The 26,004-nt window shown below is 70.5% G+C and carries 20 protein-coding genes and 1 tRNA gene; 13 read left to right on the forward strand and 8 right to left on the reverse strand.

Features of this window, described 5'->3' with window-relative positions; genetic code table 11:
* Positions 1-464: 464 nt before the first annotated feature.
* Positions 465-1,055: a hypothetical protein gene (locus tag ACGWYJ_RS01480; RefSeq protein ID WP_395103636.1), complete on the reverse strand. Its 591-nt coding sequence runs from the start codon at positions 1,053-1,055 to the stop codon at positions 465-467.
* Between the two features lie 767 nt (positions 1,056-1,822).
* On the opposite strand from ACGWYJ_RS01480, the gene ACGWYJ_RS01485 reads away from it, so the two are divergent.
* Complete coding sequence (locus tag ACGWYJ_RS01485) at positions 1,823-2,092, forward strand: hypothetical protein (protein ID WP_395103638.1); 270 nt, start codon at positions 1,823-1,825, stop codon at positions 2,090-2,092.
* 93 nt (positions 2,093-2,185) lie between these two features.
* On the opposite strand, the gene ACGWYJ_RS01490 is transcribed toward ACGWYJ_RS01485, so the two are convergent.
* Positions 2,186-2,256 (reverse strand) — tRNA-Gly (locus ACGWYJ_RS01490).
* Positions 2,257-2,337: 81 nt separating this feature from the next.
* Between ACGWYJ_RS01490 and dcd the strand changes: the two genes are divergently transcribed.
* From dcd to ACGWYJ_RS01510, 4 genes are all read left to right on the forward strand, one after another.
* Positions 2,338-2,913 carry a dCTP deaminase gene (gene dcd / locus ACGWYJ_RS01495; protein WP_285700611.1) on the forward strand — a complete coding sequence of 192 codons (576 nt, stop codon included), beginning with the start codon at positions 2,338-2,340 and terminating at the stop codon, positions 2,911-2,913.
* A 197-nt stretch (positions 2,914-3,110) separates the two neighbouring features.
* A complete protein-coding gene (locus ACGWYJ_RS01500) occupies positions 3,111-4,340 on the forward strand; it encodes a glycine betaine/L-proline ABC transporter ATP-binding protein (RefSeq protein WP_395103639.1) in 1,230 nt (409 codons plus the stop codon).
* Entirely contained in the window at positions 4,327-5,205 is an 879-nt protein-coding gene (locus ACGWYJ_RS01505; RefSeq protein WP_395103640.1) for an ABC transporter permease, read from the forward strand. Before ACGWYJ_RS01500 ends, ACGWYJ_RS01505 begins: the two co-directional genes overlap by 14 nt.
* A gap of 90 nt (positions 5,206-5,295) precedes the next feature.
* A complete protein-coding gene (locus ACGWYJ_RS01510; RefSeq protein ID WP_395103641.1) occupies positions 5,296-6,186 on the forward strand; it encodes a glycine betaine ABC transporter substrate-binding protein in 891 nt (296 codons plus the stop codon).
* A 162-nt stretch (positions 6,187-6,348) separates the two neighbouring features.
* On the opposite strand, the gene ACGWYJ_RS01515 is transcribed toward ACGWYJ_RS01510, so the two are convergent.
* Positions 6,349-7,083 (reverse strand): hypothetical protein, encoded by a 735-nt coding sequence (locus ACGWYJ_RS01515; RefSeq protein WP_395103642.1) that lies wholly within the window; start codon positions 7,081-7,083, stop codon positions 6,349-6,351.
* 145 nt (positions 7,084-7,228) lie between these two features.
* Here ACGWYJ_RS01515 and ACGWYJ_RS01520 point away from each other — a divergent pair, with 145 nt between their 5' ends.
* Positions 7,229-8,908: a BTAD domain-containing putative transcriptional regulator gene (locus tag ACGWYJ_RS01520; RefSeq protein ID WP_395103643.1), complete on the forward strand. Its 1,680-nt coding sequence runs from the start codon at positions 7,229-7,231 to the stop codon at positions 8,906-8,908.
* Here ACGWYJ_RS01520 and ACGWYJ_RS01525 read toward each other — a convergent pair.
* From ACGWYJ_RS01525 to ACGWYJ_RS01540, 4 genes are all read right to left on the reverse strand, one after another.
* Positions 8,895-11,063 (reverse strand): (Fe-S)-binding protein, encoded by a 2,169-nt coding sequence (locus ACGWYJ_RS01525; protein WP_395103644.1) that lies wholly within the window; start codon positions 11,061-11,063, stop codon positions 8,895-8,897. The two genes, ACGWYJ_RS01520 and ACGWYJ_RS01525, sit on opposite strands and share 14 nt — an antisense overlap.
* Positions 11,064-11,339: 276 nt before the next feature.
* Positions 11,340-12,482, reverse strand: a complete 1,143-nt coding sequence (locus ACGWYJ_RS01530; protein WP_395103645.1) for a CU044_5270 family protein — start codon at positions 12,480-12,482, stop codon at positions 11,340-11,342.
* On the reverse strand, positions 12,479-13,069 hold the full coding sequence (locus ACGWYJ_RS01535; protein WP_395103646.1) for an RNA polymerase sigma factor: 591 nt from the start codon (positions 13,067-13,069) through the stop codon (positions 12,479-12,481). Before ACGWYJ_RS01535 ends, ACGWYJ_RS01530 begins: the two co-directional genes overlap by 4 nt.
* Before the next feature lie 102 nt (positions 13,070-13,171).
* Positions 13,172-14,383: an acetyl-CoA C-acetyltransferase gene (locus ACGWYJ_RS01540; RefSeq protein WP_395103647.1), complete on the reverse strand. Its 1,212-nt coding sequence runs from the start codon at positions 14,381-14,383 to the stop codon at positions 13,172-13,174.
* A gap of 198 nt (positions 14,384-14,581) precedes the next feature.
* Here ACGWYJ_RS01540 and ACGWYJ_RS01545 point away from each other — a divergent pair, with 198 nt between their 5' ends.
* Positions 14,582-16,138, forward strand: a complete 1,557-nt coding sequence (locus ACGWYJ_RS01545; protein ID WP_395103648.1) for a 3-hydroxyacyl-CoA dehydrogenase — start codon at positions 14,582-14,584, stop codon at positions 16,136-16,138.
* Here ACGWYJ_RS01545 and ACGWYJ_RS01550 read toward each other — a convergent pair.
* Positions 16,135-17,526: a pyridoxal phosphate-dependent decarboxylase family protein gene (locus tag ACGWYJ_RS01550; protein WP_395103840.1), complete on the reverse strand. Its 1,392-nt coding sequence runs from the start codon at positions 17,524-17,526 to the stop codon at positions 16,135-16,137. The genes ACGWYJ_RS01545 and ACGWYJ_RS01550 overlap by 4 nt on opposite strands.
* An 85-nt stretch (positions 17,527-17,611) precedes the next feature.
* Between ACGWYJ_RS01550 and ACGWYJ_RS01555 the strand changes: the two genes are divergently transcribed.
* The 6 genes from ACGWYJ_RS01555 to clpB all read left to right on the forward strand — a co-directional run bounded on the left by ACGWYJ_RS01555 (position 17,612) and on the right by clpB (position 25,741).
* Positions 17,612-18,475 carry an AraC family transcriptional regulator gene (locus ACGWYJ_RS01555; RefSeq protein WP_395103649.1) on the forward strand — a complete coding sequence of 288 codons (864 nt, stop codon included), beginning with the start codon at positions 17,612-17,614 and terminating at the stop codon, positions 18,473-18,475.
* Positions 18,476-18,710: 235 nt separating this feature from the next.
* Positions 18,711-20,579, forward strand: coding sequence for a molecular chaperone DnaK (gene dnaK, locus ACGWYJ_RS01560; RefSeq protein ID WP_395103650.1), 1,869 nt, complete (start codon positions 18,711-18,713; stop codon positions 20,577-20,579).
* Positions 20,576-21,298 carry a nucleotide exchange factor GrpE gene (grpE, locus tag ACGWYJ_RS01565; protein WP_395103651.1) on the forward strand — a complete coding sequence of 241 codons (723 nt, stop codon included), beginning with the start codon at positions 20,576-20,578 and terminating at the stop codon, positions 21,296-21,298. Before dnaK ends, grpE begins: the two co-directional genes overlap by 4 nt.
* 175 nt (positions 21,299-21,473) lie before the next feature.
* A complete protein-coding gene (gene dnaJ / locus ACGWYJ_RS01570; protein WP_395103652.1) occupies positions 21,474-22,640 on the forward strand; it encodes a molecular chaperone DnaJ in 1,167 nt (388 codons plus the stop codon).
* A gap of 7 nt (positions 22,641-22,647) precedes the next feature.
* A complete protein-coding gene (locus tag ACGWYJ_RS01575) occupies positions 22,648-23,118 on the forward strand; it encodes a heat shock protein transcriptional repressor HspR (RefSeq protein WP_395103653.1) in 471 nt (156 codons plus the stop codon).
* A gap of 16 nt (positions 23,119-23,134) precedes the next feature.
* On the forward strand, positions 23,135-25,741 hold the full coding sequence (clpB, locus tag ACGWYJ_RS01580; protein WP_395103654.1) for an ATP-dependent chaperone ClpB: 2,607 nt from the start codon (positions 23,135-23,137) through the stop codon (positions 25,739-25,741).
* The last annotated feature ends 263 nt before the right edge of the window (positions 25,742-26,004 follow it).

Below are 26,004 nucleotides of genomic sequence, written 5' to 3' on the forward strand. Positions count from 1 at the left end.
TCGGGTACGGCACCGTGCGGAAGGGAACCACAGTTTCATCACCAACCAAAGCTTGCGGGAGCGAAGTGCTAAGAGCAACATAAGCGATCAATTACGGGTGCGGATACTCGGCCATTGGGAGGCACTGTCCCAAAGCCCGTGATGGCCATCCTAAAAAGGGCGCCACGCTGTCGGATTGGTAATAGCATTAATTTGTCCGTCAGGGCCTGCATTTCGCAACGGATAATCGCGCGAACGAGTGCTCCAAGCTCCGGAGGGCTCAGGGAACCGCGGGGTTCCGAATAGCACTCATTTAACCGGGTCGGAGACGCTCATCCACGTCCAGCCGTCCACACGCAGTGCCGCAGGTGGCAGTCGCGCAAGCTCATGGGGACCGTCAATGGAGTGACATTGGCCAGTTCGGCGCCTCCACGACCAGGCCGTCAGCGACGCATGTGCTGCGTGGATCGAACTGGGTCGGCCGGTCAGTTCCGGACATAGTTCTCCGAGAACATCAGCACCACCAGTCGGGTCCCAGGCTGACGGACGGCGAGCCAGGGTGCGGCATAGGGCGTGCCGCTGAACGTGCGGTAGTACTCCAAAAAGCGGAAGCCTTGAGCCTGGACATCTTGGATGCGAGCCATGCTCGCAGTGAAGCCCCGGGTGTACCGATCGGGGTCGTCGCCCGAGAAGAAGGCGATGTGTAGTACGCGTGGTATGTCGGTGAGGGTCTGGCTGCTGGGCGGCGTGGGCGTGCCCTGCTGATACTGCGTCTCCGGCGGCCCAGAGCGGTAACGCGGCTGATCCAGCGCGGCATCCCAGTACTCGTCCAGCACCAGCGGAATCCCTCTTCCGTTCCAGCCTCGCCCGCTCAGCACTGCATGCAGCGCCATAGCCCGTGGAGCAAGCTCGCCGGCGAACGTGTACGCGACCGCCACCCGCATCTGGCATCTCGATCGGAAGGGATCCCGAGTCTTCCAGTTGTTCTCGCCACGGCTGCAGGTGTCGAGGTCGGCCCTGGCCAGCAGGCGAAACTCAGGGACACCTTGAGCGATCGCCGCGAGATCCCGGTCCACCCGCTCACACGCGGCCTTCCGTGCCCGAGTGACACGCCTGCTCTCTGGCCTGAGAACCGGCCTAAGGCGGCGCGTGCCCAGCCGCACGACGAGTAGCCCGCCTGACACCAAGCCGGAAACCCAGGCAAGACCCTTCATACAGTCAGCATCGCCCACCCAAACGGAACCCGCACGGGCCCTACCCCACTCCCTGGGCGCGCTCCCTAAGTGAACGGCCGTGACCAGGCTACGAAACGGGCCCGGACGGAACCGGCCGCACGCCCGCTCCGCAACCCCGCGGCCGGCAGCGCCCGTTCATCCGAGGGCAAGCGAACCCGGAGCGCAGGTGCCCGAGCACCAGAAGCGGCGCGTCAGTCCTTTACCCTCAGCCCCCTGCATGCCGCCGGATTTACGGGTGTGTATTTGCAAGAATCACTGCCTCACCATGTCGGTTCGGGAGAGGCCGTCACCGGATCACCGTGTGATGAGCATGGGAGAGAGTAGGTTCACGTTCGTGGCCGGGCAAACGGTTATCGGGCTGGCGGCCGTGGGGCGTAGTTGGCGCCGAGGGCCTGGAAGCCGCTGACCGGCACCTCGTGGGTTCGTCCGATGGAGCGGACTCCTGTCTTCTCGGTGTTCGCTGTCAGTCGCTTGGCGGTTCTGGGGCGGTCCGTGCCCGGGCTGCGAGACGGGACCGAACGGAACAGGCCGCATGCCCGGCTCACAGAGCCGGGCATGGTGGACCGCTGCGGCGGAGCGGGTTCAACAAGATCACGAACTGGCGGCATGTGGTGGCCACGCTGGGTGTGCCGGGCCTGCACTTTCACGATCTCCGGCACACGGGCAACCAACTCGCCGCCGACATGGGCGTCTCCACCAAGAACCTGATGGCTCGGATGGGCCATGACAACGAACGGGCCGCGCTGCGCTATCAGCACCGGTCGACCAAGGGTGATCGCGCCATCGCTGACGGCCTGGATGCGCTCGTTCAAGCCGAATGGGGCCAGGACGACGAGGAGGACGGCGGCGCGGCGGGGGCGCTGGTGCCGGTGGCCTAATGGCCTGTTAATGGCCCGGCGGTCGGAAACCGGCCAGATAATGATCAAGGCCCAGGTTGGGATCTATATCCTGACCTGGGCCTTCTTCGTGGGAGCGGGTGACGGGAATCGAACCCGCGCTGTCAGCTTGGGAAGCTGAAGTTCTACCATTGAACTACACCCGCTTGGTGTGTGCCTTGGACATGGTACCGGATGTCGTGGGGCGGTGGTCTGCGAGTGGGTGGGGGAGCCGGTAGCTTTTCAGGGTGCTGCTCTCCGATCGTGACATCAGGGCCGAAGTCGAGGCCGGGCGGGTGAAGATCGACCCGTTCGACCCGGGGATGGTTCAGCCGTCCAGTGTGGACGTGCGGCTGGACCGGTTCTTCCGGGTGTTCGAGAACCACAAGTATCCGCACATCGACCCGGCGATCGAGCAGGCGGAGCTGACGCGGCTGGTCGAGGTGGACGGGGACGAGGCGTTCGTGCTGCACCCCGGGGAGTTCGTGCTGGCCTCGACCTATGAGGTGTTCGCGTTGCCCGATGACCTGGCGGCGCGGCTGGAGGGGAAGAGCTCGCTCGGGCGGTTGGGGCTGCTGACGCACTCGACGGCCGGGTGGATCGACCCCGGGTTCAGCGGGCATGTGACGCTGGAGCTGTCGAACGTGGCCACGTTGCCGATCAAGCTGTGGCCGGGGATGAAGATCGGGCAGATGTGCCTGTTCCGGACGAGCTCGCCGGCGGAGTACCCGTACGGGTCGAAGCAGTACGGGTCGCGGTACCAGGATCAGCGGGGGCCGACGCCGTCGAGGTCGTATCTCAACTTTCACCGCACGCGGGTGTGAAGCCATCGTCGCCGCGCAGGTCGGGCGGGTGATGTGACCAAGATCACCAAAAGGTGAAAGTTTTTTGGCTGGCGGGTAGTTTCGTGTGACGCATGACGTTGCCGTCCGGTTGACGTGCTTCCAGTATGCGTCTCGTCTCACTTCCGGGCGGTGCTGAGCCAGACGTTTCCGCGACCGCGGGAACGCGGAAGGAGACCGTGTCCATACTCCGCGCGGAGAGCGTGACGAAGCTGTTCGGCAGGAAGGCCGCCGAGGCGCGGCGAAGGCTCGACGCGGGTGCTGGACCCGAGGAGATCCGCGATCTGGGTGTGACCGCCGCCGTGGTGGACGCCACGTTCACGGTGGAGCAGGGCGAGATCTTCGTGGTGATGGGCCTGTCGGGCTCCGGCAAGTCCACGCTGATCAGGATGCTGAACGGGCTGCTGGAGCCGACCTCGGGGACGATCGAGATCGAGGGCGAGGACATCGCGCGGATGGCGGCCAGGCCGCTGCGGGACCTGCGGCAGAAGAAGGTCAGCATGGTGTTCCAGCACTTCGCGCTGTTCCCGCACCGGTCCGTTCTGGAGAACGCGGCGTACGGGCTCGAGGTGCGCGGGGTGCCGAAGCGGGAGCGCGCGGAGACCGCACGCGAGTACCTGAAGCTGGTGGGTCTGGAAGGGTGGGGGGACCGGCTGCCCGGCCAGTTGTCGGGCGGGATGCGGCAGCGGGTCGGCCTGGCCCGCGCGCTGGCGGCCGGTACGGACCTCATCCTGATGGACGAGGCGTTCAGCGCCCTGGACCCGCTGATCCGGCGCGAGATGCAGGACCTGCTCGTCGACCTGCAGTCGAGGCTCAGCACGACGATCGTGTTCATCACCCACGACCTGAACGAGGCGATGCGGATCGGGGACCGGATCGCGGTGATGCGCGAGGGCCGGATCGTGCAGATCGGCACGGCCGAGGAGATTCTGACCGACCCGGCGAACGACTACGTGGCGCAGTTCGTGGCGGATGTGGACCGCACGCGGGTGCTGACCGCCCGCTCGGTGATGGAGAAGCCGCTGGTCACGGTGCCCGCGAGCACGGGGCCGCGGACGGCGTTGCGGACGATGCGGGAGCACCAGACCTCGGCGGCGTTCGTGGTGGGCCGGGACCGGAGGCTGCTGGGCAAGGTGACCGGGTCGGCGGTGGCCGATGCCGTGCAGAACGGCGTCCAGGAGCTGGAGGCGCTGCTGGATCCGGAGGATCTGGAGCCGGTGGCGCCGGACACGCCTGTGGCCGACCTGTTCGCCCGGTGCGCGGAGAGCGACCTGCCCGTCCCGGTGACCGACGAGGGAGGTGTCCTGGTCGGGGTCATCCCCAGGGTGACATTGCTGGCGGCGCTGGGTGCGATCAGGACCGCCCCGCCGGCCGAGCTGATGGAGGGCAGTGTCGTTGAGACCCGCTGACGTCGTGCTGCCGAGGATCCCGGTGGGCGACTGGTTCGACGGGCTGGTCACCTGGCTGACGGACAACCTGGGGTGGTTGTTCGACGCGATCGGCGCGGCCGTCGAGGGGACGGTGGACGGGCTGACCGCGGTGCTGACCGGGCCGCCCGCGCTGGTGCTGACGGGGGTGTTCGCGCTGCTGGCGCTGTTCCTGAGCGGCTGGCGGCTGGGCCTGTTCACGCTCCTGGGCTTCGGGCTGATCGACAGCATGGAGCTGTGGGAGCCGGCGATGGACTCGCTGGCGCTGGTGCTGGTGTCCGCGCTGGTCGCGGTGGTGATCTCGATTCCGCTGGGCATCGCGGCGGCCCGCAACGACCTGGTGAGCCGGGCGGTGCGGCCGGTGCTGGACCTGATGCAGACGATGCCCGCGTTCGTCTACCTGATCCCGGCGATCTTCTTCTTCAGCATCGGGGTGGTGCCCGGTGTGGTGGCCACCGTCATCTTCGCGCTGCCGCCGGGGGTGCGGCTGACCGAGCTGGGCATCCGCGGTGTGGACGCGGAGATGGTGGAGGCGGGCGAGGCGTTCGGCACGCCGCCGGGGCGGATCCTGAGCCGGATCCAGATCCCGCTGGCGATGCCGTCCATCATGGCCGGGATCAACCAGCTGATCATGTTGTCGTTGTCCATGGTGGTGATCGCCGGGATGGTGGGCGCGGGTGGCCTGGGCAACGAGGTGCTGGAGGGCATCCAGCGGGTGGACATCGCCCAGGGCTTCGAGGGCGGCCTGGCCGTGGTGGTGCTGGCGATCTTCCTTGACCGGCTGACCAGCGCGCTGGGCGACCGCACCGCCGTCGCCCGCGCCCTTGCGAAGGCGTCCGCGTCCTGATGGGCGCGTTCAACGCCCCTCCCCCGAGGCAAGCCCGGGGGCCGCTCCTCTCTGTTTCACGACAGAGCTACCGAAAGGAACGTTCCGAGTATGCGCTTCACGTTCAAGCGCGTGGCCGCCGTGGCCGCCGCGCTGTCGCTGAGCCTGTCCGCCGCCGCCTGTGGAGGTGAGGACGCGGGTTCGGACGGCGCAGGCGACAAGGAGATCACGATCGGCATGGTCGCGGGCTGGGCCGAGGGCGAGGCCGCCACGTACCTCTGGGAACGGATGCTGGAGGACAAGGGCTACAAGGTCGAGGTCAAGACGCTCGACACCGGTCCGCTCTACGCGGGCATGTCCAAGGGGGACGTGGACGTGTTCCTGGACTCCTGGCTTCCGGGCACGCACGAGGACTACTGGAAGCAGTACGGCGACAAGCTCGAGAAGATCGGTATCTGGTATGACAAGGCGCCGTTGACCATCGCCGTGCCCGACTACTCGCCCCTGAAGTCGCTGGAGGACCTGAAGGGCAAGGGCGGCACCTACGGCGGCAAGATCATCGGCATCGAGAAGAGCTCCGGGCTGTACCGGATCTCCAAGGAGAAGATGCTGCCCGCCTACGGCCTGGAGGGCGAGTACGAGGTCACGACGTCCTCCACGGCGGCCATGCTCGCCGAGCTGAAGAAGGCCACCGATGCCAGGAAGGACATCGTGGTCACGCTGTGGCGGCCGCACTGGGCGTACGCGAAGTTCCCGATCCGCGACCTTGAGGACCCCAAGGGCGCGATGGGCCAGCCGGACGGGGTGAACATCGTGGGCCGCAAGGGCTTCTCCGGCGACCAGGCCGAGGTCGCGGGCTGGCTGAAGAAGTTCACGATGAACGACCAGCAGCTCGGCACGCTCGAAGACCTGATGGAGAACAAGTACAAGGGCAAGCCCCAGCAGGCCGTGAACGAGTGGATGCAGGCCAACCCGGACTTCGCCAAGGCCATCACCGGCTGACCGCGCCGAACCCTTGACCGCGACGGGCCGCCGGGACCGAAGTCCCGGCGGCCCACCCCCGAAATGCCGCCGGTTTGCCGGCGACCGGCGGCACATCCTCTCCATGCGCGGAGCGACCTCGCGCGTACCGGACGGACCTCCCCACCTCACGGGCGGAGGGGGTCAGCCGCTCATGTCGATGACGAGGTTCGATGGAGGCCGCTTGAGGGTGACCGGCTCGTTGTAGGAGAGGAAGTCGATGCGGTTCTGCGGACCGTCGTCGAACTGCAGGATGTACGGGGGGCCCTGAGTCGCGATGTGGATCTTGTCGCCGGCCAGGCTGACCAGAGCGATCGAGGGACTGCCCCCGACGTTTCCGGGCTTGTCGATACGCCAGCCCTGGGACTCGGCCGTGGCCTCCTTCATCAGGTCGGCCAGATTGGTGAAGCCCTGGATGTCGGCGAAGTCGGGATCGTTGTTGGATGAGGTCTTGAAGTACTTCCCGGACATGGCGGTCACCGCCTCCTTCCCCCCGATCTCCTGGAGGAAGGGCTTGTTGCCCTTGAAGTAGACCACCGAGCCGAGCCTGATGAGCTCGATCTGCTGGACGCCGATCCGCAGCGTGCCGCCCGACCGGTTGGCCCCCGCGTAGCGGAAGTCCATGGTGATGGTGTCCTTGCCGTCCTGCACCTGGCCGCGCAGGCGCACCGAGTCGGCCGACAGCGTGGCCTTGGTGGCGCGCGAGAACGCCTCGGAGCCGTCCAGCTTGTCGATGCCGTTCGTGGCCTGGGACGGCTTGGCCGAGGTGCTCGCGCGGGTGACGGTGTCCTCACCCAGGCAGCCCGCCGTGGAGAACGCGAGGGCGGCGGCGAGCGGCAACCCTACCGCGAAGCGCGCCGTCCTATTCTTGCCAGACATTCCGACCCCCTATGTCGGTCTTGCGTGTTTCAGTGAGAGCGTCCAGGGGGGCGATTCGGCCGGGCTGACGTCTCGCTGCCGTCGCTGTGCTCCGGCTGCCGTTCGGCTGCGGCCTCGCTGCCGCAGCAGGTGAGTGGAGGTGGTGATGGACGCGCGGGACGCTCCCACACTGCGTTTCGAGATCCTGGGGCGGCTGCGCGCCTGGCGTGGTGAGCAGGAGCTCGACCTTGGGCCGGGCAAGCAGCAGGCGGTCCTGGCGGTGCTGTTGCTGAACCCCAACCGCCCGGTGCCGACGACGGCGATCGTGGACGCGGTCTGGGGCGAGGACCCGCCCGACAACGGCGCCAACGTCGTCCAGAAGTACGTCGCGGGGCTGCGCCGCGTGCTCGAACCGGACCGGTCGCCGCGTACGCCCGCGCGCGTCCTGCAACTGACCAGCGCGGGGTACGTGCTGCACGTCCCGCCGGACGGTCTGGACGCCGAGGTCTTCCAGAAGCGGGTCCGCGGCGCTCTGACGGCGCGGGCCGGGGCGGCGGACGCGGCGGAGACGATCGAGCGGCTGGGCGAGGCGCTGGCGATGTGGCGTGAGACGCCGCTGGCCGGGCTGACCGGCCCGGTCTTCGACGCGGCCCGCGAGCGCCTGGTGGAGGACCGGGCGGCGGCCCTGGAGACGTGCGCGGAGGTCGAGCTGGACCTGGGACGGCACGCGCGCCTGGTTCCCGAGCTGATCCGGCTGGTGAACGACTTCCCGCTCCGCGAGGGCGCCCGGTACCTGCTGATGCTCGCCCTCTACCGGTCGGGACGGCAGGCCGAGGCCCTCGCCGCGTACCGGGACGCCCGCGAGTTCCTGGCCGAGGAGTTCGGCGTCGAGCCGGGCGAGCGGCTCCAGAACCTGCACCTGCGGATCCTGCGTTCCGATCCGGCGCTGCTGAACTGGCAGAAACCACCCGTTCAGGACCCGGTGGGGAGCACGCCGGGACCCAACGCGCCTCAAGCGGTCCCGGCGGCGACTCCGCCGGCATGGACGCCGATGGCGGGTGCCGCTCTCGCGCGGCGACAGGCGGTCGAGCGCACCGAGCGGCAGCTACGGGTGGGGTTGCGCATCACCGCCATCGCGGTGCCGATCTTCACCTGCGGCACGTTGAGCTGGGCCGTCGTCGCCTATCTCGCGGGACGCAGGCGCAGTGCCCGGCTGGCCCTGGCCGGTGTCGCCTGGCTCGCGCTGAGCCTGTTCTCGTGGCTCACGATAAGTGATACGAGCGAGCTGCGGCCCATCGACGACGTGGCGATGGTCGCGGGCATGATCGCGGCCATCGGCGGGGCCGTGCACGTCGCGGTGCTCACCGGATCGGGCTGGCCGTCCCACAAGGGCGGGGCGGCCGAGCAGGCGGAGCCCGACCCGCACGTGGTCGAGCTGATCGAGCGCAGGACCCGCCGTGAACAGGCGCGCGCCCTGCTTCTGCACCACCCGTCCATCGCCAGGGAACTGCACATCGGCCGACCCGACCTGCCCAGGACGTTCGACGACGGCGGCCTGGTGGACGTGAACTCGGCGCCCGAGCACGTGCTCGCCCTGCTGCCGGGCCTCGGATTCCAGAACGCCAAGCTCATCGTGACGGTCCGGGAGGTGCAGGGCCCGTTCGCCTCCATCGACGAGCTCATCGCGCGCGGCGTCGTCCCGCCCGAGGTGATCCAATCCCTGTACGAGGTCCTGGTCGTGCTTCCCCCGCCGGTCGACACCCCGACCACTGGCACCCCGGCCGCCGGCACCCCGGAGGCCGGTGGAATGCCGCCACCGGCCGCGCCGGAGGTCATTCGGCCGTGACGGGCTCCTTCTGCTGAGGGCTGCCCGGAGTGCCCTCACCCTTGATCGAACGGATGAGGAGCTGGGAGACGTCCACGACCTCCAGCGACTCCTTGGCGTCGCCGGCGTTCTTCTTCTCGTTGATGGCGTCGCCCAGCATGACCAGGCAGAACGGGCAGGCCGTGGAGACGGTGTCGGGGTCGGTGGTGAGGGCCTCGTCGACGCGCTCGGTGTTGATGCGCTTGCCGATCCGCTCCTCCATCCACATCCGCGCGCCGCCCGCGCCGCAGCAGAAGCCGCGGTCCTTGTGCCGGTGCATCTCCCGGGTCTTCACGCCCGGGACGGTGGCCATGATGTCGCGCGGCTGCTTGTAGACCTTGTTGTGGCGGCCCAGGAAGCACGGGTCGTGGTAGGTGATGTTCTCCTCGATCGGGGTGACCGGGACGAGCCTGCCCGTCTCCACCAGGTGCGCCAGCAACTGGGTGTGGTGGACGACCTCGTAGTTCCCGCCGATCTGCGGGTACTCGTTGCCCAGGGTGTTGAAGCAGTGCGGGCAGGTCGCGACGATCTTCTTGACGCCCGCCTCGTTGAGGGTCTCCACGTTCTGCTGGGCGAGCATCTGGTAGACGAACTCCATGCCCAGCCGGCGGGCCGGGTCGCCGCTGCACGCCTCCATCGGCCCGAGCACGGCGAACTTCACACCCGCGATGTGCAGCAGCTCGGCGACCGCCTTGGTGGTCTTCTTGGCCCGGTCCTCCAGCGCCCCGGCGCAGCCGACCCAGAACAGGTACTCGGTGTCGGCGGGCAGCTTGTCCTCCACGACCGGCACCTCGAAGTCCAGCTCCTCGACCCAGTCGAGGCGCTTCATCTCCGACATGCCCCAGGGGTTGCCCTTGTTCTCCAGGTTCTTGAGCATCACGCCCGCCTCGGACGGGAAGCTCGACTCGATCATGACCTGGAAGCGGCGCATGTCCAGGATGTGGTCGATGTGCTCGATGTCCACCGGGCACTGCTCGACGCAGGCGCCGCAGTTGGTGCACGACCACAGCACGTCGGGGTGGATGACGCCGTCCTCGCCGACGAGCTCCTTGTCCACCTGCATGGCGGTCTTCTGCTCGTCGGTGAACGCGGCGCGCTCCTCGTCGGAGGCGAGGATGTAGGGCGCCTTGGCGAACGCGTGGTCGCGCAGTTCGAGGACGACCATCTTCGGCGACAGCGGCTTGCCGGTGTTCCAGGCGGGGCACTGCGACTGGCATCGCCCGCACTCGGTGCAGGTGGCCATGTCGAGGAAGCCCTTCCAGGTGAAGTCCTCGATCTTGCCCCGGCCGAAGGTGTCCTCGTCCGGGTCGGCCTCCTCGAAGTCCAGCGGCTTGCCGCCCGACATCATCGGCTGCGCCGCGCCGAGCCCGTCCGGGCGGCGCTTGAACATCACGTTCAGCGGCGCGATGAAGATGTGCAGGTGCTTGGAGTTCACCACGATGACCAGGAACGCCAGCGCGACACCGATGTGGGCGAGCAGGAAGAACGCCTCCAGCCCGACCATCAGGCCCGACTCCGGCTCGCCGATGCCCGACAGGACCTGCCCGACCCCGTACGAGGCGTAGCCGGACTTGCCGTAGGAGAAGTTGCCGTTGGCGACCTCGAAGCCGCGGAACGCCAGCATCGTCCAGATCACGTTGAAGATCATGAACAGGATCAGCCAGGCGCCGCCGGTGTGCGAGCCCTTGAACCGGGACGCCCGGTCCAGCCGCTTGGGCGAGTTCTTGATCCGGATCGCGGTGAAGGTGGCCAGCCCCAGCAGGCAGGCGAGCGCGATGGTGTCCTGGACGAAACCGATCGGCCCCCAGGTCTGCAACCCCGGGATGTGCGCGTGCAATCCGAACAGCAACTGCACGCCGGCCTCGCCGTACACGGTCAGCAGCAGCAGGAACGCCCACATCACCGCGAAATGCGCCGCGCCCGCGACGGTCCACTTCAGCAGCTTGCGCTGGCCGAGCACCTCGACGACCTGGTCCTCGACATCGGTCTTGGGGTCCCGCCGCACTTGCAGGACCCGCTCCGGGTCGGGCTGCCCCGCGCGGAACAGGCTCCACAGGAACTTCACCCGCCGGCCGGCCAGCGCTAGCGCCACCGCCGTACCGGCAAGCCCGACGATCAACGTGATCGGGTACTGCAAGGTTCCGTCCTCCTGAAGGTACGGGCGTCGGCTGTCAGCGTAGGACTCGCTCCAGATCGCGTTTCATCCGGGGCTCGAATACTACTCGGTGGTAGCTTACGGGTCGCCCACGTCCAGCCGACACGAGCACCGCACTGTCGTGACCCCGGGTATATACGTGTGGCCTCGTCAAACGCAAACCCCCATGTTCCCTCCCACCCCGGCCCGGCCGTTCTTGGGACGACGAACAACCGGCCGCCGTCCAGAGCGGACGGCGGCCGGATACGGCGACGAGGGTCAGGGCAGCGCCGGGGGCCGGGGGGTCTCGTCGGTCCAGCCCGCGCCGAGGTAGAGGGTCGTGCGTTCCTTGCCGGGGCCGCTCTTGGCCGCCGGCTGCGCGGCAAGCCGCTCGGACAGCACCTGCGACGTGGCCGGATCGATGATCAGCCGGGCGCTGGTGGAACCGCCGCGAGTGCGGGTGACGATCGAGAGCGCCACCCCCTTCCGGCCGCGGGCGTCCACGGCCGTGCCCTCCGAGGTGACACCGGGCATTCCGGCCAGGGCGCGGAACGCCGCCGCCCGCACCTTCGGCGGCACCGGCGCGGTGGTGAGCAGGTCGATCAGCTTGCCCGCCGCGAACGCCCGCCGCGCCTGCGGCCCGTCCGCCTGCAACGGAATGTCATCTCCGTCGGAGAGGGCGCGCTTCTCGGCCAGGGCTCGCAGCGCCGCCGGATCCGACGGCAGCCTCCGCAGGTCGTCGAAGGTCGGATCGGGTCCCGCGATGGGGACGTGCAGGTCGTTGGGCCCGGCCGACTTCACCAGCGTTCCCTTGCCCGGCTTGACCTGGACGCGCAGGCGCTCTCCTCCCACCGTGTCGCCACGCCCGAGGTCCCAGCGCGCGGGCGAGCCGTCGAGCCGCCACGCCTTCTCGTCCTGCGGGGTCCTCGGAGCGGCGCCGGCCGTCCTGTACCCGAACCAGCCGCGCCCGTTCGCGTCGGCCCACTCTTCGTTGATCCGCGCCTCCACGACGGTGTAGCGCCGTTCCTCGGGGCCGACCTTGATCGGGATCAGGTGCATCCGGGTGACGCGCCAGTACTTGCCCGTGGCCGGGGCCTGCTCCGCCTTGGACGCCGCCGCGAGGAGCACCGCGCGGGCCGACGTGGCGTCCGGCCGTTCCCGCCGGTCCGGTACGACGTCGCCCTGCCCGCCGCCGAGGGACGTGAGCACCAGCGCGGCCGCGGCCGCCGCCCCGGCCAGTCCCAGCCCGCCGTGCCACAGCGGCCGGACGCGGCGGCGCGGCGGGACCGCCCGGGGATCGGCGGCGGGCGCCGCCATGGCCGCCGCCAGCTCGGCGGCCCTCGTCGAGGCGTCGACGGGCGCGTCCGGGTCCAGTTCGGCGGGCCGCGCCTCCGCGAGGACCCGCATCACGTCTCGGCTCATGAGATCTCCTTGGTGACCATCCGGACGTGGGAGGGAACGGCCGTTCCGCGGGGCTCCGGCGGGGCGTCCCCGACGGCGCGCAGCAGCCGCCTGCGGGCGCGGTGCAGCCGGACGCGCAGCGCGGCGGCGCTGCATCCGACGACCTTCGCCGCGTCCCTGGGGGAGAGGCCCTGCCAGGCGACCAGGATGAGGATCTCCCGGTCGCCGTCAGGGAGCGCCGCCATGGCGCGCAGCATCGCGAGGCGTTCCGCGACCCGCTCGGCGATGTCGCCGTCCGTGGCGCCCTGCCGTCCCGGCGGTGGCTCACCGGCGAAGTCCGTGGTGAACGCGGCATGCCGCGCCTGCTCGCGGTAACGGTCGCGCAGCACGTTCCGGGCGACGCCGAGCAGCCAGGGCAGCGGCGGTTCGGGCACGTCGCCCAGCCGCCGCCACGCCACCGCGAACGTCTCGCTCACCACGTCGTCGGCCGCCTGCCGTCCCGCACGCGCCGCCGCGTACGCCCACACGCGCTGCCTGCACGCGTCGTAGATGGCGGTGAAGCGCGCGGCGTCCCCGGGCTCGCCCGGCTCTCCGGACTCAGCGGTCATCGACCGCACCTCCGTCCGTCCCTTGTCTTCCGGTGTGGATGTGCACTGACACCCGGAAGTGGGACCGGACGGCCCATCGTTACAGGGAGACCTCGGAGAACCTCAGGAGACCCGCTCGAAGATCGCGGCCAGCCCCTGCCCGCCGCCGATGCACATCGTCTCCAGCCCGTAGCGGACCTGGCGGCGGTCCATCTCACGGGCGAGGGTGGCCAGGATGCGCGTCCCGGTGGCGCCGACCGGGTGGCCGAGCGAGATGCCGGACCCGTTCACGTTGAGGCGGTCGTAGTCGTCCTCCTTGAGGCCCCACTCGCGCAGCACGGCGAGGACCTGCGCGGCGAACGCCTCGTTCAGCTCGATCAGGTCCATGTCGTCCAGGCTCAGCCCGGCCCGTTCCAATGCCTTGGCGGTGGCGGGCACCGGCCCGATCCCCATGGTGCGGGGCGGCACGCCCGCCTGCGCCCACGACACCAGGCGCACCAGGGGCCTCAGCCCCAGCTCGGCTGCGCGCTCGGCCGTCGTCACCACGCACGCGGCGGCGGCGTCGTTCTGGCCGCTGGAGTTGCCCGCGGTCACGGTCGCCTGGTCGTCGCTCTTGCCCAGGACGGGACGCAGCTTGGCCAGCGTCTCCACGGTGGTGTCGGGACGGGGGTGCTCGTCGGTGTCCACGACCGTGTCGCCCTTACGGGACCGCACCGTGACCGGCACGATCTCCTCGGCGAAGCGTCCGTCCCGCTGGGCGGCCACGGCGCGCTCGTGCGACATGACCGAGAACCGGTCCTGCTCCTCACGCGGGATGCCGTACTCGCGGCGCAGGTTCTCGGCCGTCTCCAGCATCCCGCCCGGGACGGGATGGTTCTTGCCGCCCGCGGTGACCCGGCCACGCGCGAGCCCGTCATGCAGTTCCAGCCCGCCGCCGCGAACGCCCCAGCGCGCCTCCGTCGTGTAGAAGGGGGCGTTGCTCATGCTCTCCACACCGCCCGCGATCACCAGGTCGGCGACGCCGGTCTGCACCTGCATCGCGGCGTTCAGCACGGATTGCAGGCCCGAGCCGCAGCGCCGGTCGACCTGGGATCCGCCGACCTCGATCGGCAGCCCCGCGTCCAGCGCGGCGACACGGCCGATGGCCGGGGCGTCGGAGGTCGGGTAGCACTGGCCGAGGATCACCTCGTCCACCGCCTCGCCGGGCAGTCCGGTGCGCTCCACCAGCGCACGGATCACGGTCGCCGCCAGCTCGGCCGCCGGCACCGACTTCAGGGCGCCGCCGAAACGGCCGATGGGGGTCCGTATCGGCTCACAGATCACCGCGTCGCGCATGCTTGGCTCCTCACGCAGATCAACGTCCTACCGAGAATAGGTGGGCGCATTGCAGTGGAATACGGCGGTGCCTGGGTAGATGGTGGCTTCGCCCAAATCGCCCGGCGCCGGGGGAAAGCGCGCGAGGACGTGAGAGCCTGCCCTGGGGGAGGAGAGGCCGGACGGTACGAGATTTCCCTGTGGGAAGGACGCGGCGACATGGAGCAGTGGACGGCCGAGCGGGCCGGAACGATCCGGGTGATCGGCACCGGGGTGATGGGACGCGGGATCGCCCAGCTCGCGGCGGCGGGCGGGCTCACGGTGGAACTGGCCGACCTGAACCCCGAGGCGGTGACCGACGCCGTCGGCCACATCGGCGCCATGTACGGCAGGCTCGTGGACAAGGGCCGCATGAGCGTGGTGGAGGCCGACGCGGCCAGGTCGCGGCTGCGCCCGGTCGCCGGCCCGCTGGCCCCCGCGGACGGCTGCGATCTGGTGATCGAGGCCGTGCGGGAGGACCTGGAGACCAAGCGCGAGCTGTTCGCCGCCGTGGAGAAGGTGTGCGGCCAGGGGACGGTCCTGGCCAGTAACACCAGCTCGCTGCCGATCACGGCGATCGGCTCCGCCCTGGAGGACCCGAGCCGCCTGGCCGGGCTGCACTTCTTCAACCCCGTCCCGCTGATGCGGCTGGTCGAGGTGATCCCCGGCGCCCGCACGGCCGGATGGCTGACCGAGCAGCTCATGGCCCTGGTCCGGCGTCTCGGGCACGAACCCGTCCTGGCCCCGGACACGCCGGGGTTCCTGGTCAACCACGCCGGGCGCGGCCTGGTGACCGAGGCCCTGCAGATCCTCTCCGAGGGCGCCGCCGAACCGGTGGACATCGACCGCATCGCCCGGGACGTGCTGGGCCTGAGGATGGGTCCCTGCGAACTGCTCGACCTGACCGGGCTGGACGTGTCGCACACGGTGATGGAGTCGGTGTGGACCGGCTTCTACGGCGAGCCGCGCTTCCGCCCGTCCAGGATCGGCCGGGCGCGGGTGGACGCGGGCCTGTACGGACGCAAGTCCGGTGAGGGCTTCTACGCCTATGTGGACGGCGCCAAGCAGGAGCCGCCCGAGGTCACCGCTCCGGACGCCGAGCCGCGACCCGTCTGGATCCACGACCGGGATCCCGAGGCGAGGAACGCCCTGACCGCGCTGCTCTCCGGCGCCGGGGTCGAGGTCGAGGAGGGCGACGAGCCGTCCGGCCGGGCGGTCGTGCTGGTCACCCCGGTCGGCGAGAGCGTGGTGGACATGGTCGGCTTCAAGGGCCTGCCCGCCGAGCGGACCCTGGGCGTCGATCCTCTCGGCGGCTTCGCGTCCCGGCTGACCCTGGCCGTCCACCCCGGCCTGTCCCCGGAGGCCGGGCGCGCCGCGCTCGCCGCGCTGCTCTCGACCGGACGTCCCGTCAGCGTCGTGCGGGACGCGCCCGCCACGGTCGCGCAGCGGCTCCTGGCGTCCATCGTGAACGTCGGCTGCGGGATCGCCGAGCAGCGGCTGGCCCGGCCGGAGGATATCGACCTCGCCGTCCGGCTCGGCCTCGGCTACCCGCGCGGGCCGCTGGAATGGGGCGATCAGGTGGGGGCCGGGCAGGTCTTCGACATCCTCGCGGGCCTTCAGGACGCCACCGGCGACCCCCGCTACCGCCCGAGCCGCTGGCTGGCCGAACGCACCACCCTCGGCCTTCCCCTCACCGCGTCCGGCACCGCCCCCGCCGACCTCGTGCCGCGGTCCTAGCGCACGGCGTCCCGGAGCGCCTGGAGGGTGCGGTCGATGTCGGCCTCGGTCGTCCGCCAGTTGGACACCGACAGGCGGATGGCCCTGTGGCCGCCGAACGTCGTCCCGCTCATCCACGCCTCACCGCCGTCCACCACGCGGCGCAGCACCAGGTCGGTCGTGCGGTCGTCGCCGAAGCGGAAGAGCACCTGGTTGAGGACGACCTCGTTCAGCAACCGGCAGCCGGGGACGCCGCTCAGCCCGGCGGCGAACGCCCGCGCGAGGTCGCAGCTCCGCTCCACCAGGTCGGCGACTCCGCGCCGGCCGAGCGACCTCAGCGCCGCGTAGATGGCGAATCCGCGGGCGCGCCGCGAGAACGCGGGGGTCCAGTCGATGGGGTCGCGTGGCCGTTCCGGGCCGCCCAGCACCAGGTAGTCGGCGCTCACGCTCATCGCGGCCCGGTGAGCCTCCGGGTGGGCGCAGTACGCCAGGCCGGAGTCGTACGGGACGTTCAGCCACTTGTGCGTGTCGAAGGCCCACGAGTCGGCGCGCCCGGCCCCTCGGACGAGGGGGCGCAGCCGCGGGCTCGCGGCGGCCCACAGCCCGAACGCCCCGTCGACGTGGACCCAGGCGCCCGCCCCGGCCGCCGCGTCGGCGATGGCGTCCAGGTCGTCGCAGGCTCCGGTGTTGATCTCCCCGGCCTGCGCGCAGACGATCACGGGCGCGCCGGCGAGCCCGTCGAGCTCCCGGCGCAGCAGGTCCACGCGCATCCGCGCCGAATCATCGGCGGGGACGACGGTGATCGCGGCACGCCCGATGCCCAGGAACCGCAGCGCGCGGTCCACGCTGGCGTGCCGCCCGGCGCCCACCAGCACGCGGATCGGCGGCGCCCCGGCCAGCCCCAGCTCCTCGACGTCCCAGCCCGCGGCCCGCAGCACGTGGTGGCGCGCCGCGGCCAGGCAGGTCAGGTGGGCGGTCTGGCACCCGGGGACGACGGCGAACGAGGCGTCCCCCGGCAGGCCGAGAAGGTCGGCGAGCCAGGCGCCCGCCACCTCCTCCGCGACGGCGGCGGCCGGACCGCACACGTACGGCCCGGGGCACTGGTCCCAGACCGAGGTGAGCCAGTCGGCCGCGACGGCGGCGGGCAGCGCCCCGCCGATCACGAATCCGAAATACCGTCCCGACTGGCTGCCGACCACGCCCGGCTCGGCGTCGCGCGCCAGGTCCTCCAGCACGGTGAACGGGTCGACGGGCTCCTCGGGCAGCGGGCGGCCCAGCCTCGACCGCAGCTCGCCGACCGTGGCGCGGACGGACACCGGCCGTTCGCCGAGCGTGCCGAGCCACTCGGTCGCGATCTCCGCCGTCCTGGCCAGCAACTCCTTCGTTCGCGTCTCCTGCGTCTCCAGCATCTCCACGGTGGGGACGCTAGATCGGGCGTAGATATCCGGTCTTGTACGGAATTGCTGTGATGAAGCGCTGTGGTTAAGTGCTGGTGTGGTGACCGGGTGGACCTCGTCCTCTGACCGGCACGGCGCCCGGATCTGGCGCGCGCCGGACCTCGGTGGCGTGGAGCTGTTCAGGGCCAGCCTCACCGAGTTCTCCTTCAGCCCGCACGCGCACGAGGAGTTCTTCATCGCCCTCACCGAGCGGGGCCGGGCCGCGGCCGTCTACCGGGGCGGCACGCACATGGTCGGCCCAGGGGACGTGATCATGCTCAACCCGGAGGAGCCGCACGCGGGCGGCCCACCGGCGGGCGCCGGCTGGACCTACCGCGCCCTCTACGCCGATCCCGCCCTCATGAGCGGGATCGCCGCGGACCTCGGCGCGGACAGTGGCGGGAAGCCGCCCAGGTTCGGCCGCGACCTCGTCCGGGACCGGGACGTCACGGCACGCCTCCGCCATTTCCACCGGCTGGCGGAAACGCCCCTGACGGAGGCGCTCGAACGGGAGACGTATCTGGCCGAGACCCTCGTCCTGCTGGCCGGTCGGCACGGGGAGCCGCCCAGGGAACCGAGGGCGGCTGGCCGGGAACATGACGCCGTCCGCCTGTGTAGGGAGTATCTGCGGGCACACGCGAGGGAGAACGTCACCCTCCAGACCTTGTCCGGGCTCACGGGCCTGAGCCCGTTCCACCTGTGCCGTGTCTTCGGCAAGGCCGTAGGGATGACGCCCCACGCGTACCTGACCCAAGCCCGGGTGAGGCGTGCCAAGGCGCTGCTCAAGACGGGACTGCCCGCGGGCGAGGTCGCCGTGGAGGCGGGGTTCTACGACCAGGCCCACCTGACCCGGCACTTCAAGCGGCTCGTCGGCGTGACCCCCGCCCGGTACGCGAGGGACGCCGCGGTCCGATCGCTGTAGGCGAACGGGTTCGCGGGATCGGGAACCGGAATACCCGACTCAATCGTCCTGTTACTGAAGTCGTCAGCAAACTTGAGCCGAACTGACTCAAGTGATTTGACATCCGGGATCAGGGGGCGGCACCCTGGCCCACAGCAGACTCGACCGGCCGCCCTCCCGGCCTGGACGTTCGTCCGGGCGGAGGCGCCGGCCGGAGCCACATACCGCAAGACGGACCCGACGGAGGACGAGGAACATGGCACGTGCGGTCGGTATCGACCTGGGGACGACCAACTCGGTCGTCGCGATCCTGGAGGGCGGGGAGCCCACGGTGATCGCTAATGCGGAGGGGTCGCGGACCACGCCGTCGGTGGTGGCGTTCGCCAAGAACGGTGAGGTGCTGGTCGGTGAGGTCGCCAAGCGGCAGGCGGTGACCAATGTGGATCGCACGATCCGGTCGGTGAAGCGGGAGATGGGGACCGACTGGAAGACCACGATCGATGGCAAGCCGTTCACGCCGCAGCAGATCAGCGCGTTCGTGCTGCAGAAGCTCAAGCGGGATGCCGAGGCGTATCTGGGTGAGCCGGTGACCGATGCGGTGATCACGGTGCCGGCGTATTTCTCCGATCATCAGCGGCAGGCGACCAAGGAGGCCGGGCAGATCGCCGGGCTGAACGTGCTGCGGATCATCAATGAGCCGACCAGTGCGGCGCTGGCCTATCACCTGGAGAAGGAGAACGAGGCCACGATCTTGGTGTTCGACCTGGGCGGGGGGACCTTCGATGTCAGCCTGCTGGAGGTCGGTGACGGGGTGGTGGAGGTCAAGGCCACCTCGGGGGACAACCACCTGGGCGGTGACGACTGGGATTCCAAGGTCGTGGACTGGCTGGTGGAGCGGTTCCGTAACGCCAACGGGGTGGATCTGAGCAAGGACAAGATGGCCTTGCAGCGGCTGCGTGAGGCGGCGGAGAAGGCCAAGATCGAGCTGTCGTCGTCGTCGGAGACGCAGATCAATCTGCCGTACATCACCGCGTCGGCGGAGGGTCCGCTGCATCTGGACGAGAAGCTGACGCGGGCGGAGTTCCAGCGGATGACCGCTGATCTGCTGGAGCGCACGCGTGGCCCGTTCCAGCAGGTGCTGCGGGATGCGGGGATCGGTGTGGGCGACATCTCCCAGGTGGTGCTGGTGGGTGGGTCCACGCGGATGCCGGCGGTGTCGGATCTGGTCAAGGAGCTGACCGGGGGCAAGGAGCCGAACAAGGGCGTCAACCCTGATGAAGTGGTGGCGATCGGCGCCAGCCTGCAGGCCGGTGTGCTCAAGGGCGAGGTCAAGGACGTCCTGCTGCTGGACGTGACGCCGCTGTCGCTGGGGATCGAGACCAAGGGCGGCATCTTCACCAAGATCATCGAGCGGAACACCACCATCCCCACCAAGCGCTCGGAGACCTTCACCACGGCCGACGACAACCAGCCGTCGGTGGAGATCCAGGTCTTCCAGGGCGAGCGGGAGATCGCCGCCTACAACAAGAAGCTGGGGACCTTCCAGCTCACCGGGCTTCCCCCGGCGCCGCGCGGCGTGCCGCAGATCGAGGTCACCTTCGACATCGACGCCAACGGCATCGTCAACGTCTCGGCGAAGGACCAGGGCACCGGACGCGAACAGTCGATGGTCATCACCGGCGGCTCGGCGCTGCCGAAGGAGGACATCGAGCGGATGGTGCGGGACGCCGAGCAGTACGCCGAGGAGGACCGGCGGCGCAAGGAGGAGGCCGAGGTTCGCAACCAGGCCGACACGCTGGCGTACTCGACCGAGAAGTTCCTGCGGGAGAACGAGGACAAGGTCCCCGCGGAGCTCAAGAGCGAGGTCGAGGAGGCGGTGGCCGAGGTCAAGAAGAACCTGGAGGGCACCGACGTCGACGCGATCCGTACCAGCGCCGAGCGGCTGGCCCAGGTCAGCCAGAAGATGGGCGCCGCGATGTACGCGCAGAACGCCGACGCCGGTGCGCAGGCCGGTGACGCCGGCCCGACGGCCGACGCCCAGGGCGGCGACGACCGGCAGGACGACGAGGTCGTCGACGCCGAGATCGTGGACGACGACAAGGACAAGAAGGACGGTGCCGCGTGACGACCCCTCCCACCAAGGGCGAGGGCGAGGAGCGTGAGGGACCGGTGATCCGCGACAAGCGGCGCATCGATCCCGAGACGGGCAAGGTCAGGGAGACGGCGGCCACGCCGCCGTCGCCCGGCCCGTCCGGCGGGACCGCCTCCGGCGGCGAACCGGCGAAGGAGGCCGGCGAGGAGGTGGCCGCGCTCCAGACGCAGCTCGCCGAGCGCACCCTGGACCTGCAGCGGCTCAAGGCGGAGTACGACAACTACCGCAAGCGGGTCGAGCGGGACCGGGTCGCGGTGCGCGAGCAGGCCCTGGCCAACGTACTGAACGAACTGCTGCCCGTACTGGACGACATCGGCAGGGCACGCGACCACGGCGAACTGGTCGGCGGCTTCAAGTCGGTGGCCGAGTCGCTGGAGGCGACGACCGGCAAGCTCGGGCTCACCCGGTTCGGTGAGAAGGGCGAGCCCTTCGACCCGGTCGTGCACGAGGCGCTGATGCACGGCTACTCGGCCGAGGTGACCGAGACCAGCGTCACCGACGTGCTCCAGCCCGGCTACCGGATCGGCGAGCGCATCCTGCGGCCCGCCAGGGTCGCGGTGGCCGAGCCCGACCCGAACGCCGAATCCGCCGCCGGCGCGGAGGCCGCCGGGCCCGCGGCCGAGGCCGCGCCCGGTGCGGAGGCCGCGTCCGACGGTGAGCAGAACACCGATGGGCCGAAGGGCGACGCCTGACCGGCGGAGCCCCGCACGACCCGGCGCCCGTCCGGCGACCGCCGGTGAGGGCGGACCCTCGCGGTGGCCCCGCTCCCTTCCGGAGCGGGGCCGCCCGAGGTACAGATGAGCTGACGTCAGGCACGACCTGGACGTTTCACCATAAAGCAGTGGCACGAGCAGAGAGCGGGGCGCCGTGAGCACCAAGGACTACCTGGAAAAGGACTACTACAAGGTCCTCGGTGTCTCGAAGAACGCCTCACAGGACGAGATCAAGAAGTCGTACCGCAAGCTGGCCCGCAAGTACCACCCGGACGCCAACAAGGGCGACAGCGACGCCGAGGACCGTTTCAAGGAGGTGTCCGAAGCCTACGACGTCCTGTCGGACGAGAAGCGCCGCAAGGAGTACGACGCGGTCCGCGCGATGCCGCGGGGGTTCCGCGGCGGCCAGCAGGGCGGCTTCGGGTTCGACCTGGGGGACCTCTTCGGGCAGTCCGGGACCGGAGGCGCGGGCGGCGCGGGCGACCGGATCGGCGACCTGTTCGGCGGCCTGTTCGGCCGCGGCGGAGCCGGTACCCGCACGACCGGTGCCCGCAGGGGCCGCCGGGGCGCGGACGTGGAGACCGAGGTGACGCTGTCGTTCGGCCGGGCCATGAACGGCGTGACGGTGCCGCTCAAGCTGACCAGCGAGGCCGCGTGCCCGAGCTGCCGCGGCACCGGGGCCAAGACGGGCACCGTGCCGCGGGTCTGCCCGAACTGCGAGGGCACCGGGCACGAGACCCGCAACCTGGGCAGCTTCGGCTTCCAGGAGCCGTGCCGGGAGTGCCGCGGCCGCGGGCTCGTCGTGGACGACCCCTGCCCGACCTGCAACGGCAGTGGCCGCGCGACCGGCACCCGTACCATCCAGGCCCGGATCCCCGCGGGCGTCGCCGACGGCCAGAAGATCCGGCTCAAGGGCAAGGGCGCCCCGGGCGAGAACGGCGGCCCGGCCGGCGACCTGTACGTGGACATCAAGGTGAAGCCGCACCCGGTGTTCGGCCGCGACCGCGACAACCTGACGCTGACCGTCCCGGTGACGTTCCCGGAGGCGGCGCTCGGCGCCGAGATCAAGGTGCCGACGTTCCAGGGACAGCCGGTGACCCTGCGGCTGCCGGAGGGCACGCCGAACGGCCGCACGTTCCGCGTCCGCGGCCGCGGCGCGACCCGCCGCGACGGCACCAAGGGCGACCTGCTGGTGACGGTGGACGTGCAGGTGCCGCAGAAGGTCGACGACCAGACCCGCGAGGCCCTGGAGCGGCTGCGCGCGAGCGGGGCGGGGGACGACCTGCGCAGCGAGCTGCTGGCCAAGGCACGGGAGGAGTGAGGGAGTCATGAACGCTGATCCGTTCGGCGACGACACCCCGGTCTACGTGATCTCGGTGGCGGCGCAGCTGTCGGGGCTGCACCCGCAGACGCTGCGCACCTACGACCGGATGGGACTGGTGTCGCCCGGCCGCGCCGCCGGCCGTGGCCGCCGTTACTCGATGCGGGACATCGTGATGCTCCGCGAGATCCAGCGGCTCTCCCAGGAAGAGGGCATCAACCTGTCCGGCATCAAGCACATCCTGGAGCTCCAGCGCGAGAACGTCATGCTGCGCGAGCAGCTGACCAAGGCGCACGCCGCGCTGGAGGACCTGGCCAACGAGCTGGAGTCCACCCGGGCCGTGGCGGCGCGGCTGGCGCAGCAGCGCCGGCGGGGGGGCGAGGCCCCGGAGGCCGCGTCCGGCGCTCCGGGCGGCGATCTGGTGCCGATCCGCCACACCAGCGTCGTGGTGTGGCAGGAGCGGCGCGGCAAGGACTGACGGGGGAAAAGAGAATATGGACTACAAGCTGACGCAGAAGAGTCAGGAGGCGGTGTCGGTCGCGGTCCGCAGGACGGCCGCCGAGGGTCACCCGCAGGTCGAGCCGCAGCACCTCCTGGTCGCGCTGATCGGCCTGCCCGAGGGCACGGCCGTCCCGCTGCTGGAGGCGGTCGGCGCGGACTGGCAGGCGCTGCGCCGCCGGGCCGAGGAGCAGCTGTCGGCGATGCCGAAGGCGGCCGGTTCGACCCTGTCGTCCCCGCAGATGTCGCGGCAGCTGATCGTGGCGCTCAACACCGCGGCCAACCGCGCCAAGCAGTTGGAGGACGAGTACGTCTCGACCGAGCACCTGCTGGTCGGCCTGGCCGCGGACGGCGGTCCCGTCGCGGGACTGCTCAAGGAGTTCGGCGCGACCCCGCAGGCGCTGCTGGAGGCGTTCGAGCGGGTCCGCGGCCACGCCCGCGTGACCAGCGAGAACCCCGAGGACACCTACCAGGCGCTGGAGAAGTACGGCATCGACCTGACCTCCGCGGCGCGCGACGGCCGGCTCGACCCGGTGATCGGCCGTGACACCGAGATCCGGCGCGTGGTGCAGGTGCTGTCGCGGCGTACCAAGAACAACCCGGTGCTGATCGGCGAGCCCGGCGTCGGCAAGACCGCCGTGGTGGAGGGCCTGGCGCAGCGGATCGTGGCGGGCGACGTCCCCGAGTCGCTGCGCGGCAAGCGGCTGGTCGCGCTGGACCTGGGCGCGATGGTCGCGGGCGCCAAGTACCGCGGCGAGTTCGAGGAGCGGCTCAAGGCCGTCCTGAACGAGATCAAGCAGAGCGACGGGCAGATCGTCACGTTCATCGACGAGCTGCACACCGTGGTCGGCGCGGGCGCGGCCGAGGGCGCGATGGACGCGGGCAACATGCTCAAGCCGATGCTGGCCCGCGGCGAGCTCCGCATGATCGGCGCGACGACGCTGGACGAGTACCGTGAGCGGATCGAGAAGGACGCGGCCCTGGAGCGCCGGTTCCAGCAGGTGTTCGTGGGCGAGCCGACGGTCGAGGACACCATCGCGATCCTGCGCGGGCTCAAGGGCCGGTACGAGGCGCACCACAAGGTGCAGATCAACGACTCGGCGCTGGTCGCCGCCGCGACCCTGTCCGACCGGTACATCACCGCCAGGTTCCTGCCGGACAAGGCGATCGACCTGGTGGACGAGTCGGCGTCCCGGCTGCGGATGGAGATCGACTCGCGTCCCGTCGAGATCGACGAGCTGCAGCGCGCGGTGGACCGGCTCAGGATGGAGGAGCTGGCGCTGGCGAAGGAGACCGACGAGGCGTCCAGGCAGCGCCTGGAGCGGCTGCGCCGCGACCTCGCCGACCGCCAGGAGCAGCTGAACGCGCTGGTCGGCCGGTGGGAGCAGGAGAAGGCCGGGCTGAACCGGGTCGGTGAGCTCAAGGAGCGCATCGACCAGCTCCGCGGCGAGGCCGAGCGCGCCCAGCGCGACGGCGACCTGGAGACCTCCGCCCGGCTCACCTACGGCGAGATCCCGGCGCTGGAGAAGCAGCTGAACGAGGCCGCCGAGCAGGCCGACGACGGACGGCGCGACGCCATGGTCAAGGAGGAGGTCGGGCCGGACGACGTGGCGGACGTGGTCGCGTCCTGGACGGGCATCCCCGCCGGGCGGCTCCTGGAGGGCGAGACGGCCAAGCTGCTGCGCATGGAGGACGAGATCGGCAAGCGGCTGATCGGCCAGGAGGACGCCGTCCGCGCCGTCTCCGACGCGGTCCGCCGTGCCCGCGCCGGGGTCGCCGACCCGGACCGCCCGACCGGCTCGTTCCTGTTCCTCGGCCCGACGGGCGTGGGCAAGACCGAGCTGGCCAAGGCCCTCGCCGAGTTCCTCTTCGACGACGAGCGGGCGATCACCCGCATCGACATGAGCGAGTACTCCGAGAAGCACTCGGTGGCCCGCCTGGTCGGCGCGCCGCCCGGCTATGTCGGGTACGAGGAGGGCGGCCAGCTCACCGAGGCCGTCCGGCGCCGCCCGTACTCGGCGGTCCTGCTGGACGAGGTGGAGAAGGCCCACCCGGAGGTCTTCGACATCCTGCTCCAGGTGCTGGACGACGGGCGGCTCACCGACGGGCAGGGCCGCACGGTCGACTTCCGGAACACGATCCTGATCCTCACCTCCAACCTCGGATCGCAGTTCCTGGTGGACCCGACGCTGGAGAACGGCGCCAAGCGGGACGCCGTCCTGAGCGCGGTGCGCGCCGCGTTCAAGCCGGAGTTCCTGAACCGGCTGGACGACGTCATCCTCTTCGACGCCCTGTCCACGCAGGAGCTGACCCGCATCGTGGACCTCCAGGTCGACCGCCTCGCCAAGCGCCTGGCCGACCGCCGGCTGACCCTCACGGTCACCGACGCGGCCCGCGAGTGGCTGGCCCTGACCGGCTACGACCCGCTGTACGGCGCGCGCCCGCTGCGCCGCCTCGTGCAGACCGCGATCGGCGACCAGCTCGCCAAGGAGCTGCTGTCGGGCCACATCCAGGACGGCGACGAGGTCGTGGTCGACCTGGACGAAGCCGCCGACGCCCTCACGGTCGTCCCGGCGAGCGGCCTGACCCTCACCAAGTCCTGACCCCGAGACAAGGCGGGGCGGCCCTGGGGCCGCCCCGCCTTGAAGACGGGCGTGTGTGTGGATCCAGCCTTGGTGGCAGCGGCCCGCCACGTTCCGGCTCCTGGACGCCCCCGAGACCAAGGAGGCCCTGCGCCACACGACCTCCCCGCTGGCGCTGGTGGTGTCGGAGGACATCTACCAGTCCATCGTCCGCCACGGCTACGAGGGCGTCCTCGCACGGACCTACGCGCCCCTCGTCCAGATCTGGACGAACGGGTGCAGCA

Origin of the sequence: Actinomadura sp. SCN-SB, assembly GCF_043906805.1 — a bacterium.
GTDB lineage: Bacteria > Actinomycetota > Actinomycetes > Streptosporangiales > Streptosporangiaceae > Spirillospora.

Excerpts from the sequence above, each read along its gene's own strand:
- ACGWYJ_RS01510 (WP_395103641.1), top strand. The coding sequence starts at position 5,296 with ATGCGCTTCACGTTCAAGCGCGTGGCCGCCGTGGCCGCCGCGCTGTCG.
- ACGWYJ_RS01515 (WP_395103642.1), bottom strand. The coding sequence starts at position 7,083 with ATGTCTGGCAAGAATAGGACGGCGCGCTTCGCGGTAGGGTTGCCGCTC.
- ACGWYJ_RS01520 (WP_395103643.1), top strand. The coding sequence starts at position 7,229 with ATGGACGCGCGGGACGCTCCCACACTGCGTTTCGAGATCCTGGGGCGG.
- ACGWYJ_RS01530 (WP_395103645.1), bottom strand. The coding sequence starts at position 12,482 with ATGAGCCGAGACGTGATGCGGGTCCTCGCGGAGGCGCGGCCCGCCGAA.
- ACGWYJ_RS01535 (WP_395103646.1), bottom strand. The coding sequence starts at position 13,069 with ATGACCGCTGAGTCCGGAGAGCCGGGCGAGCCCGGGGACGCCGCGCGC.
- ACGWYJ_RS01540 (WP_395103647.1), bottom strand. The coding sequence starts at position 14,383 with ATGCGCGACGCGGTGATCTGTGAGCCGATACGGACCCCCATCGGCCGT.
- ACGWYJ_RS01545 (WP_395103648.1), top strand. The coding sequence starts at position 14,582 with ATGGAGCAGTGGACGGCCGAGCGGGCCGGAACGATCCGGGTGATCGGC.
- ACGWYJ_RS01550 (WP_395103840.1), bottom strand. The coding sequence starts at position 17,526 with ATGCTGGAGACGCAGGAGACGCGAACGAAGGAGTTGCTGGCCAGGACG.
- dnaK (WP_395103650.1), top strand. The coding sequence starts at position 18,711 with ATGGCACGTGCGGTCGGTATCGACCTGGGGACGACCAACTCGGTCGTC.
- ACGWYJ_RS01575 (WP_395103653.1), top strand. The coding sequence starts at position 22,648 with ATGAACGCTGATCCGTTCGGCGACGACACCCCGGTCTACGTGATCTCG.
- clpB (WP_395103654.1), top strand. The coding sequence starts at position 23,135 with ATGGACTACAAGCTGACGCAGAAGAGTCAGGAGGCGGTGTCGGTCGCG.